This is a genomic window from Magnetospirillum fulvum MGU-K5, assembly GCF_000442515.1.
Classification (GTDB): Bacteria; Pseudomonadota; Alphaproteobacteria; order Rhodospirillales; family Magnetospirillaceae; genus Phaeospirillum; species Phaeospirillum fulvum_B.
In genome coordinates this window covers 1-11,019 of the sequence record NZ_AQPH01000045.1, presented here as the reverse complement: position 1 = coordinate 11,019, position 11,019 = coordinate 1, and the positions used below count along the sequence as shown (strand labels likewise).

Sequence of the window (11,019 nt, the reverse complement as noted above, 5' to 3'; positions counted from 1 at the left end):
ACCCCCGGTCAAGCATTCCGCAGTGTTGCAGGCAAGCATAACAACCGAGGTGGCACAAGGTGCGTTTTCCCGCAATTCCCTCTTTGCTTCCGCGTGTTGCAGATCAGTCTCGCGTCGAATTGGGGCTGGCCCGCTGGGCCGAAGCCGCCCAAACGATCGACGATCCCGCCTTGGCCGCGTTGATCCGCGCCCTGCCCGACGATCGTGACATCGGGCCGCTGATCCGCGCCGTGTTCGGCAACAGTCCGTTCCTGTCCCATTGTCTTGAAACCGAACCGGCGTTCGTGAAACGGATGCTCGACCTCGGGCCCGACGCGATGCTGGAGGAACTGCTGGACGGACTGAGCGCCGATCTCGCCAGCGAAAGCGATCAGGTCCGCCTGATGCGGGTGTTGCGGGTAGCCAAGCGCCAGGGCGCCTTGCTGGCCGGTCTGGCCGATCTCGCCGGAGCCTGGAGCCTGGAGCAGGTGACCCACGCTTTGTCGCGACTGGCCGATACCGCGATCTCGCTGGCGCTCGACGCTCTGCTGCGCCGCGCTGGCGACCGGGGTGACCTCACCCTGCCCGATCCGGTCCACCCCTCGGTGGGGTCGGGGATCGTCATCCTGGGGATGGGCAAGCTGGGCGCGTTCGAGCTGAACTATTCCAGCGATATCGACCTGATCGTCCTCTACGACCCCGATCAACTGACCTATACCGGCCGCAAAAGCGTGCAGGAATGCGTGGTGGCGCTGACCCGCGATCTGGTCCGTGTGCTCGACGAGCGCACCGCCGACGGCTATGTCTTCCGCACCGATCTGCGCTTGCGCCCCGATCCCAGTTCGACCCCGGCGGCGGTGTCGCTGGCCGCCGCCGAGACCTATTACGAAAGCTTCGGCCAGAATTGGGAACGCGCCGCGATGATCAAGGCGCGGCAGGTCGCGGGCGATGTCGAAACCGGAACCGCGTTCCTGAAATTCCTCCGCCCGTTCATCTGGCGCAAATCGCTCGATTTCGCCGCGATCGCCGATATCCACTCGATCAAGCGCCAGATCAACGCCCATCGCGGCAGCCGCACCATCGCTGTCGCCGGTCACAACGTCAAACTGGGGCGCGGCGGCATCCGCGAAATCGAGTTTTTCGCCCAGACCCAGCAATTGATCTGGGGCGGACGTCAGCCTGAATTGCGGCTGTCCCGCACGGTGGAGACGCTGGCGGCGTTGGCCCAAGCCGGGCATGTCGGCACCGAGGTCGCCCAGTCGCTGACCGAAGCATACCGCTATCTGCGGCGGCTGGAACACCGGCTCCAGATGATCGACGACAAGCAGACCCAGACCCTGCCGACCGATCCGGCCCTGCTCGACGGCATTGCCGCCTTCATGGGCCACGCCGATTTCGACGAGTTCGCCGCCGCTCTGACGGTGCGGCTCCAGACCGTCGAAGGCCATTACGCCCATCTGTTCGAAGACGCCCCGGCTTTGTCCGCCCATGGCGATCTGGTGTTTACCGGGGGCGACAACGACCCGGAAACGGTCCACACCCTCAATTCAATGGGCTTTGGCAACGCCGATGCGGTGTGTTCGACCCTGCGCGGCTGGCACCATGGCCGGGTCCGCGCCACCCGCTCGACCCGCGCCCGCGAATTGCTGACCGAGTTGACCCCGACGCTGCTGGAGGCGCTGTCCAACACCGCCGCCCCCGACGATGCCTTCCTGCGCTTCGATGAGTTTCTGGGCGGCCTGCCTGCCGGGGTGCCGCTGTTCTCGTTGTTCCACGCCAACCCGACCCTGCTGCAATTGGTCGCCGAGATCATGGGCGACGCGCCGCTGCTGTCCGCCCACCTCGCCCGCCATCCCTCGCTGCTGGATTCGGTGTTACAGGCCGGGTTCTTCGCCCCGCCGCCCGGCCTTGACAGCCTGATCGCCGAACTCGACCGGGCGCTGGAGCAGGCCGACGATTTCCAGCAGGTGCTGGACGTGGTGCGGCGCTGGGCCAATGACCGCAAATTCCAAGTCGGCGTGCTGACCTTGCGTGCGGTGATCAGCCCGGCCGAAGCCGCCCGCGCGCTGTCCGACATTGCCGAGGCGGTGATCGACCGGATCGCGCCCCGGGTCGAGGACGAATTCGCCCGCACCCATGGACGGGTGCCGGGCGGAGCCTGGGTGATCCTGGCGATGGGCAAGGCGGGTGGCCGCGAGATGTCGGCGACCTCGGACCTTGATCTGATCCTGATCTATGACGCACCCCCCGAATCCGAGGAATCCGACGGCACCCGTCCGCTGGCGGTGGCGACCTGGTTCGCCCGGCTGACCCAGCGGATGGTCAACGCCCTGACCGCGAAGACCGGCGAAGGCACCTTGTACGAGGTTGACATGCGGCTGCGGCCGTCGGGCCATTCCGGCCCGATCGCCTCAAGCCTGGCAGCCTTTGCCCGCTATCAGACCGAGGCGGCGTGGACCTGGGAGCATATGGCGTTGACGCGGGCGCGGGTGGTGGCGGGCGATCCCGCCCTGACCGAACGGATCGAAGCGGTGCTGCGCGAGACCTTGACCAAGCGGCGCGACCCCGACCGGCTGGTAACCGACGTCGCCGAAATGCGCGAGCGGATCGCCAACGAGCACAAGGCCACCAGTGGCTGGGAGGTCAAGCATCGCCGGGGCGGGCTGGTCGATATCGAATTCATCGCCCAGACCCTGCAACTGGCGCACGGAGCCGATCATCCCGGTATCTTGTCGCCCAACACCGCCGAAGCGCTGTCCCGCGCCCGCGCTGCTGGTCTGCTCGGGCTGGGCGACGCGGCGGTTCTCGACGAAGCCCTGGCGCTGTGGTCGGCGGTGCAGACGGTGTTGCGCCAGACCCTGCCCGGTGGCTTTGACGAACGCACCGCCTCACGCGGGTTAAAAGATTTGCTGGCCCGCTCTGCCGGGCTGGGCGATTTCAAAAGCCTCGTCGACCGGATGGACGATTGCGCCCAGGCCGCGTTCGAGGTGTTCACCCGGCTGGTGGACGAACCCGCCCGCCGCCTTCGTCCCCCCTCGTAAGGAAGCCCGACCATGACCATCCCTCTGGGCCAACCCGCCCCCGCCTTTTCGCTTGAAACCGAGGACGGCCCGGTCACGCTGGCCGATTATGCCGGTCGGACCCTGGTGCTGTATTTCTATCCCAAGGACGACACTTCGGGCTGCACCACCGAGGCCAAATCGTTCCGCGATGCTTTCGCCGATTTCCAGGCCGCCGGGATCGACATCCTGGGTGTGTCACGGGATTCGGTGGCCAGCCACGTCAAGTTCCGCACCAAGCACGAGCTTCCGTTCCGCCTGGGGTCGGATTCAACCGGCGCGGTCACCGAAGCCTATGCGGTGTGGAAAGAAAAAAGCATGTACGGAAGGACTTACTTCGGGATCGAACGCTCGACTTTCCTGATCGGTCCCGACGGGACGCTGAAGGCGGAATGGCGCAAGGTCAAAGTCCCCGGCCATGCCGCCGCAGTGCTGAAGGCAGCGACAGCGGGTTAACACGGCCTGACGGACGCGCGGAGCCTCCCGTCCGGAGAGCCCCGCTTATTTCCCCGCCGCGTCGGACTTTTTCTTCATCTGCCGCATCAACTGGGCACAAGGGTCCTCACGCTCGGCCCGGCCGGTGAACCACACCGCATCGAACGGCGGGGCCTCGGCGGCGGGATCGGTGACCGCCGCATCGGTTTCGATCAGACCGAGCGAAAACACCGTCAGGCCCGGCGCGATCTGGCGCAACCGCTCCGGCACGCCGCGATCGGTGCGAGCATGCCCGGCCCCGGCGATCAGCACCACCGGGCCGGGGCCGGGACGCTGGGCCAGGGCGGCGACGGTTTCGGCCATCTCGGCATCGCGGGCGCGCTGAACCCGCACCATCCCCGGAATCGCGCTGTCCGGCATCATGTTGCAATGGCTGGAACGGATTTCGTCGGCCAGAGCGGCGGCGATCGCCTCGGGCAACGGAGCATTGAGCCCCAACCGTGCCGCCTGTTCAGCCGGTTCGACGCGGCGGGCGATCTGACGCGTTACGTCGGCGGGCAGATTAGCGGCGGACAGGGTTCCCCCCGCAGCCAGCGCCGCTTCGGCGATCGGGCGATAGAGCGGCCAATCGGGCCAGCCCCGTTCTTTCCAGCGCAGGGCCTCGCCCAAGCCATCAAGATCGTGGACAGCTTCATCAAGATCGGCCTGACGGTCGCGGTCGATCATCTCGAATGCCACCTGCGGCTTTTTCCCGGCGGCAGCCAGGGTACGCACCGCCCAGGCTTGCAACGCGTGATGGTCGGGATTGTCGTGGGTTTCGCCCAGCATCACCACCTGAGCCGAAGCGAGCCGCGTTTCCAGTTCATCAACGCTGAGGAACCGCCCGGTCGCGGGCTGCCATATCCGCCCCGCCAACGGGTGGTCCGACGCGATCACCGGAGTGGGTGGCGCCGAACAGGCCTGAACGGAAAGGATGGGCAGCATCAGCAAAACCAGCAGGACACGAAATGGCATGGGAGGAACCCGCTCTGTCGGACAGTGGGGACGATCAATTGCGGAAGCCGAATTTTGCGGCCTCGCGGTAGAAGGTTTCGAGCAGGTCCTTGCCGACCCGCCCTTCCATCTCGCGATGCACCGGCAGCAGCGCCTTGCGCCACACCGCAAGATCGCTGGGCGTCAGGGTATCGATTTCGATTTTGCCGGACGCCTTCAACGCCTCAAGGGCGGTATCGTTTTCGGATTGGGCGATGGCGTTGGCGTATCGGGTCGTCTCGATCATCGCGGATTCAAGGGTGTCGCGGATATCGTCGGGTAACGCTTCCCAGAACTTGCGATTGACGATCACGGCATAGCCGAGATAGCCGTGATTCGAGACCGTGGCGTATTTCTGCACGTCCTGCATCTGCTGGGTCAGCATATTCGACGGCGGGTTTTCGGTCCCGTCGACAACCCCGGTCAACAGCGCCTGATAGACCTCGGAAAAGGCCATCACCTGAGGCAGCGCCCCCAACGCCCGGAATTGGGCGTCGATCACCTTCGAGGATTGAATCCGCATCTTGAGACCACGGAAATCCTCGGGCGTGCGCAGCGGCCGGTTGGCGCTCATGATCTTGAAGCCGTTATCCCAATAGGCCAGACCGATGATCCCCTTCGGTTCAAGCTTTTTCAGCAGAGCGCGTCCGACCGGACCCTCGGTCACGGCGCGCAGCACGTCCTTGGACGGGAAAATATATGGGAGGTCGAAAATCTCGAATTCCTTGACCCCCAGCGGTCCGAATTTCGCCAGCGAGGGAGCCAGCATCTGAACGGCGCCCAGTTGAAGCGCCTCCATCTCTTCCTTGTCCTTGTAGAGCTGGCTGTTGGGATAGATCTCGACCACCACCCGCCCCTTGGTCCGCTCCTCGGCCAGCGCCTTGAAATAGGCCGCGGCCTTTCCCTTCGGCGCGTCGGGAGAGACGACGTGGCTGAACTTGATCACAATCGGTTTCGAATCGGCCTGGACAGCCGAGATCGAAAACGCCATCACGGCCATCACCGCCGCTATAAAAAGCGACAACCGCTGAAATCGCGGAGAGGATTGTCTCATCCTTTGGCCTTCCTGATCGTTTTGTATCGATTTTTGCCATCACTCTATACCATTTTGCAGCAATAAGTATCGGGATGGGCACGTATGACGGCGACACAGAGTCGAACCGGGACAGTGGATCGGATGCGGGCGGGAACCGGATGGCGCGGCGGACTGCCGATTCTGGCGATGGCGCTGGTGGTGGTGCTGCTGGGCGTCCTGCTGTGGCTGCTGCATCACAACGAGGCCGAAGAACGCGCCGAGACCTTGATCCAGGACGTGCTGTGGGTCGAACAGGATTTGCACTTCCACCTGACCTCTAACGCCGAATCCCTGACCCGGCTCGCCAACCGGCTGGGGCGCGAGGGGCTGAGTTCGGAGCTGTTCTATGCCGAATCCAGTACCCTGATCGCCTCCAGCCCCGATTTGCGCCGGATCGTTTTGCGCGATGCCGCCGAAAAAGTGCTACGCGCCGCCCCGCCCGCCAATCCCCTGCCCGAGACCGAGATCGCGCCGGACTGGCACACCGGGTTCATTCTGGCCCGGTCGCTGGGGCAGCCGGTTTATGGCGCGCCCTTCTGGCTGGGGGGTGAGTCCGGAGTCGCCTTTGACGTCTATGTCCCGGTGTTCAACCAGGGACAGTTCGTCGGGATGCTGATCGCGACGGTCTCGCTTGATGAGATGCTGTCGCAGCAGGTGCCGTGGTGGTTCGCCCAGAAATACCGGCTGGAGATCGTCGATGGCGACGGAATGGTGCTGGCGACCAAGTCGCAGCTAGAGGTCGCCGAACCCGGCCTTAGCCATCAGGTCCGGTTCGAGCCGCCGGGCAAGGGGCTGGCGATTGTCGTCACCGCCTATCGCCAGGATAACGATCTGGTCCGCAATCTGCTGGCGGCCGCAATTTTCGGGCTGGCGCTGACGTCGTTTCTCAGTCTGTGGGCGCTGCGCCGCCATATGCGGCGACGGCTGGAGGCAGAGCAGGCGTTGCGGGTCGAACATGCGTTTCGCAAGGCGATGGAGGAATCGCTGACCGTCGGGATGCGGGCGCGCGACCTTGACGGACGGGTCACCTATGTCAATTCCGCCTTCTGCCGGATGGTCGGCTGGGAGGCGTCCGACCTGATCGGCTCGGTTCCGCCGATGATCTATTGGGCGCCCGAGGAAACCGAAAGCTGCTATTCGATGTTTCGCGCCGTTCTGCGCGGCGACGCCCCGCCGGAGGGGTTCGAACTGACCCTCTGCCGCAAAAGCGGGGAGCGGTTCAAGGCGCTGATTTACGAGGCCCCGCTGATCGACAGCGAAGGGCATCATTCGGGCTGGATGGCCTCGATCCTGGACATCACCGAGCGTCAGCGGGTCGAAGATCTGTCACGCCAGCAACAGGAAAAGCTTCAGCGGACCGCCCGTCTCATCACGATGGGAGAAATGGCCTCGACCTTGGCCCACGAATTGAATCAGCCCTTATCGGCAATCGCCAGCTATGCGGCCGGATGCCTCAACCGGCTGGAAGCGGGCAATGTCCGCGCCGAGGAACTGGAAGCCCCCTTGACCAAGATGGGCATTCAGGCCCAGCGCGCTGGTCAGATCATCCGCCGCATCCACGATTTCGTCCGCAAGAGCAAGCCCTCGGTCGCGCCCTGCGCAATCAACCGGGTAATCGAGGGCGCGGTCGGCTTTGTCGAGGCCGACGCCCGCAAGCATGGGATTCGGGTCACCGTCATTCCCGATCCGACCGATCCCTGGGTCGATGCCGATCGCATTTTGATCGAACAGGTGGTGTTGAACCTCGCCCGCAACGCCGTCGAGGCGATGAGCGCCACCCCCTGGTTCCATCGCGAGATCGACATCTCGATCCGGACCGCCGACGGCCAGGCGGTGGTCCGGGTTGCCGACCGGGGCACCGGGATCACCCCGGAAATGGCCGACGGCCTGTTCACACCCTTTTTCTCGACCAAGGAAGAGGGAATGGGAATGGGCCTGAACATCTGTCGTTCGATCGTCGAATGGCATCGCGGCCGGTTGTGGTATGAACCCAATCCCAACGGGGGCAGCGTATTTCTGTTCACCTTGCCGACCAAGGAGACCTAAGGACGATGACAGGTTCGGTTGTGTTCATCGTCGATGATGACGAAGCGATCCGCGATGCCTTGTCCTGGCTGTTCCAGTCGCGCGGCGTCGCGGTCGAGACCTTTGCCTCGGCCGAGGCATTCCTGGCGCATTGGCACCCCGGCCTGTATGGCTGCGTCGTGCTCGACATCCGCATGGACGGAATGACCGGAATCGAGCTGTTCGACCGGCTGCGCGAAATCGGCGCCGGAGTCCAGGTGATCTTCCTGACCGGACATGGCGACGTACCGATGGCGGTGGCGGCGGTCAAGAAAGGCGCGCGCGATTTCGTCGAAAAGCCGTTCAACGATAATGATCTGGTCGATCGCGTGATCGAGGCGCTGGAATGGGCCGTTCTTCAGCGCGAGTCCGACGCCGCCGGAGCCTGTCTTGCCGCCCGGCTCGACACCCTGACCCTGCGCGAACGTCAGGTGATGGAACGGGTCCTGGCGGGCAAGCTCAACAAGGTGATCGCCGACGAATTGGGCATCACGATGCGTACCGTCGAGGTCCATCGCGCCCGTCTGTTCGAAAAAATGGGGGTGAAGACCGCGGTCGAACTGGCCCAGACCCTGGCCATGCCCAAGCGCCCGACCCCATGAGTCCGCTGCGCCACAAGGGGCTGGCCCTGCTCGCCCTGCTGATCGGCTATCTGATCGTCGAATGGGTCGAGTACGGGCGGGGCCAGGTGCTGATCGGGGTCGAACCGCTTGACCCCTCGGTCGGACTGGCCTTTGCCGCGTTGCTGCTGGGCGGGCCGACCTTCCTGCCGGTGGTGGTGGCAGGCGAGATCGGCTCGGCCCTGTTCCGCTCGGGCGGTCAACTCCCGGCGCTGGTGGCGCTGCTTCCGGCGGCTACGGTGGGGATCAGTTGGGGACTGGCCGCTTTGGTGCTGCGCCGCTTCGCCAATCTGCGTCTGGCCGGTCAGCGCGATCTGGTCCTGCTGATCGTCACAGCGGCAATGGCCGCGCTCGGTACCGCCACCGGGGACGCCGCGTCGCTGTGGCTCACCGCCACCCTGCCAGAGGGCGAGTTCGCCCAGGTGCTGACCCGGGCCTGGATTGGCGACATGATCGGCGCGATGGTGGTAACGCCGCTGGTGCTGGTATTGCGTCCGCCGCTCCCTCTGCCCAGCCGCGCCGTCACGATCGAAGCGACGGTTCAAGGCGCCGTCGCCATCGCGATGCTGTGGGCCTTGTTTCGCCTGCCCGCCGCCGCCGAATGGCAATTGTACGATCTGCTGGTGCTGCCCTCGATCTGGGCGGCGGCGCGATTTGGCATCCGGGGCGCGGTGGTGATCAACATCGTGCTGCAAATCGGGATGGTCGCGGCGTTCGTGATGGTGGTCAAGGATGCCGACGCCGTTACCGCCTATCAGTTCCGGATGCTGGTTCTCACCCTTTCCACCCTGTTCCTGGGGGTGGCGGTAACCGAGCGCCGCTCGGTCGAGGACACCTTGCGGCGGCGCCAGGATCAGTTGGACCGCTTCGCCCGGCTGTCTCTGGCGGGTGAAATGGCGGCGGCGCTGGCCCACGAACTGAACCAGCCGCTCTCGGCGGCGCTGACCTATTCCCGCGCCGCCCTGCGCCTGCTCGATTCCCCTGGCAACGATCAGACCAAGCTGCGGGCGGCGATGAACGGGGCCGCCACCCAGGCCGAGCGCGCCGGGATGATTATCCGCACCTTGCGCGAATTTATCGGTCGGGGCGAGTTGAACCGCCAGCCACATGTACTGCCTACGCTGGTGCGGGATTCGCTGGCGCTGCTGGAGCCGGAATGCCAGCGGGCGGGCATCCGCTTTGAAGCGGTGCTGGACCGGACCCTGCCGCCGGTGCTGGTCGATGCGGTCCAGGTCCAACAGGTGCTGTTGAACCTGCTGCGCAACGCGATCGAGGCCATCGAGCAGACTCCCGGTCCCCGCCGTCTCGTCACCGTTGTCACCCACCCCACAGAACCGGGAACGGTCACGGTCGAAGTCGCCGACAGCGGCCCCGGCCTCGATCAGGATCTGGTGGCGCGATTGTTTCAGCCCTTTTCCACCACCAAAGCCGCTGGCATGGGCTTGGGGCTGGCGATCTGCCGTACTATCATCGAAGCGCATGGCGGTCGGCTGTGGTTGGCTGGCAACGGTCCCGGCGGCTGCGCGTTCCGCTTTACCCTGCCGCTGGCGTCAGGGACCAAGACAGGAGGACAGGCATGACTCGGCCGCTGGTTCATATTGTTGACGACGACCCCGCCGTGCGGGATTCGCTGTCGATGCTGCTGGAGGCGGCCGATCTCGCCCCCGCCGCCTATCCCGACGCCGAAAGCTTCCTGGCCCAGGCGGAACTGGACGCGCCGGGCTGCGTCGTCGCCGACGTGCGGATGCCGGGGATGAGCGGGCTGGATCTGCTGCGTCTGTTGAACCAGCGCCGCCTCGACCTGCCGCTGATCGTCATTTCCGGCCATGCCGACGTCGCGATGGCGGTCGAGGCGTTGAAGGAAGGTGCCGCCGATTTCATCGAGAAGCCGTTCGACGACGAAACCTTCCTGCGCAGCACCCGCGATGCGCTGGACCGGGGCGAACGCAGCTTCCGCCAGCGCTGTCGCCGCGACGAAATCGAAACCCGCTTCCGCACCCTGACCCCGCGCGAGAACGAGGTGATGGATCGGGTCGTGCGCGGGATGCCGAACAAGGCGGTGGCGGCCGATCTGTCGATCAGCGTCCGCACCGTCGAAATTCACCGCGCCCGCGTGATGGAAAAGATGGAGGCCGACAGCCTGTCAGCGCTGGTGCGGATGGCCCTCAGCCTGGAGGATTCCCCCGAAATTCAGCCGGGCTGACTCCCGCCGCGAACGATTGCCGCCAGTCCGTCGCGATAGCTGGGATAGGCCAGGTCGACCCCAAGCGCGTCGTGCATCCGGCGGTTCGACACCCGCTTATTGTCGGCATAGAATCCCAGCGCCATCGGCGACAGGGTTGCCTGTGCCTCGTCCCAGCCGATCTCGGGCGGAGGTTCCAGCCCCAACAGGGTGCAGGCGTACAGGATCACGTCTTGCGGCGGGGCGGGATCGTCATCGCACAGATTGTAGATCGTCCCCGGCGCGGGCCGCTGAAGCGAGGCCAGCACCGAGCGGGCGATGTCCTCGACATGGATGCGGCTGAACACCTGACCCGGCTTGTTGATCCGCCGCGCCACGCCTGCCCTCACCTGCTCGATCGCCGACCGGCCCGGCCCGTAAATCCCGGCAAGGCGGAACAGATGCACCGGCAAACCCGTCGCCCGCCAGGATTCCTCGGCCTCAAGGCGACGGCGCGAGCGATCCTGGGTTGGATCGGGGGGCGTGGTCTCATCGACCCAGCCGCCGCCATGGTCGCCATAAAGGCCGGTGGTC

Annotated in this window: 9 protein-coding genes; 6 read left to right on the top strand and 3 right to left on the bottom strand. The window is 65.3% G+C overall.

Annotated features, from left to right (window positions below; genetic code table 11):
• The first annotated feature begins 59 nt into the window (after nt 1–59).
• Complete coding sequence (locus K678_RS11695) at nt 60–3,020, top strand: bifunctional [glutamine synthetase] adenylyltransferase/[glutamine synthetase]-adenylyl-L-tyrosine phosphorylase (RefSeq protein WP_039852954.1); 2,961 nt, start codon at nt 60–62, stop codon at nt 3,018–3,020.
• 12 nt (nt 3,021–3,032) lie between these two features.
• A complete protein-coding gene (locus K678_RS18680) occupies nt 3,033–3,494 on the top strand; it encodes a peroxiredoxin (protein ID WP_021132662.1) in 462 nt (153 codons plus the stop codon).
• Between the two features lie 45 nt (nt 3,495–3,539).
• Here the strand turns inward: K678_RS18680 and K678_RS11685 are convergent, their stop codons facing one another.
• The gene (locus K678_RS11685) at nt 3,540–4,487 is read right to left on the bottom strand and encodes a ChaN family lipoprotein (RefSeq protein ID WP_021132661.1); all 948 of its coding nucleotides are present in this window, start codon (nt 4,485–4,487) and stop codon (nt 3,540–3,542) included.
• A 34-nt stretch (nt 4,488–4,521) separates the two neighbouring features.
• Nucleotides 4,522–5,505, bottom strand: a complete 984-nt coding sequence (locus K678_RS11680; protein WP_021132660.1) for a TRAP transporter substrate-binding protein — start codon at nt 5,503–5,505, stop codon at nt 4,522–4,524.
• Nucleotides 5,506–5,643: 138 nt separating this feature from the next.
• Here K678_RS11680 and K678_RS11675 point away from each other — a divergent pair, with 138 nt between their 5' ends.
• From K678_RS11675 to K678_RS11660, 4 genes are read left to right on the top strand one after another with little or no spacing between them, the layout of a single operon-like run.
• Nucleotides 5,644–7,626: a PAS domain-containing sensor histidine kinase gene (locus tag K678_RS11675; protein WP_231376250.1), complete on the top strand. Its 1,983-nt coding sequence runs from the start codon at nt 5,644–5,646 to the stop codon at nt 7,624–7,626.
• Nucleotides 7,627–7,631: 5 nt separating this feature from the next.
• Entirely contained in the window at nt 7,632–8,246 is a 615-nt protein-coding gene (locus K678_RS11670; protein ID WP_021132658.1) for a response regulator transcription factor, read from the top strand.
• A complete protein-coding gene (locus tag K678_RS17800) occupies nt 8,243–9,844 on the top strand; it encodes an ATP-binding protein (RefSeq protein WP_021132657.1) in 1,602 nt (533 codons plus the stop codon). The genes K678_RS11670 and K678_RS17800 overlap by 4 nt, the downstream gene beginning before the upstream one ends.
• Nucleotides 9,841–10,467 (top strand): response regulator transcription factor, encoded by a 627-nt coding sequence (locus K678_RS11660; RefSeq protein ID WP_021132656.1) that lies wholly within the window; start codon nt 9,841–9,843, stop codon nt 10,465–10,467. The genes K678_RS17800 and K678_RS11660 overlap by 4 nt, the downstream gene beginning before the upstream one ends.
• Here the strand turns inward: K678_RS11660 and K678_RS19050 are convergent.
• On the bottom strand, nt 10,455–11,019 hold a 565-nt coding region (locus K678_RS19050; RefSeq protein WP_021132655.1), incomplete at its 5' end, for a Rossmann-fold NAD(P)-binding domain-containing protein. The two genes, K678_RS11660 and K678_RS19050, sit on opposite strands and share 13 nt — an antisense overlap.

Coding starts and splice junctions, on each gene's coding strand:
- K678_RS11680 (WP_021132660.1), bottom strand. CDS start 5,505: ATGGCCGTGATGGCGTTTTCGATCTCGGCTGTCCAGGCCGATTCGAAA.
- K678_RS11685 (WP_021132661.1), bottom strand. CDS start 4,487: ATGCCATTTCGTGTCCTGCTGGTTTTGCTGATGCTGCCCATCCTTTCC.
- K678_RS11675 (WP_231376250.1), top strand. CDS start 5,644: ATGACGGCGACACAGAGTCGAACCGGGACAGTGGATCGGATGCGGGCG.
- K678_RS11660 (WP_021132656.1), top strand. CDS start 9,841: ATGACTCGGCCGCTGGTTCATATTGTTGACGACGACCCCGCCGTGCGG.
- K678_RS18680 (WP_021132662.1), top strand. CDS start 3,033: ATGACCATCCCTCTGGGCCAACCCGCCCCCGCCTTTTCGCTTGAAACC.
- K678_RS11670 (WP_021132658.1), top strand. CDS start 7,632: ATGACAGGTTCGGTTGTGTTCATCGTCGATGATGACGAAGCGATCCGC.
- K678_RS17800 (WP_021132657.1), top strand. CDS start 8,243: ATGAGTCCGCTGCGCCACAAGGGGCTGGCCCTGCTCGCCCTGCTGATC.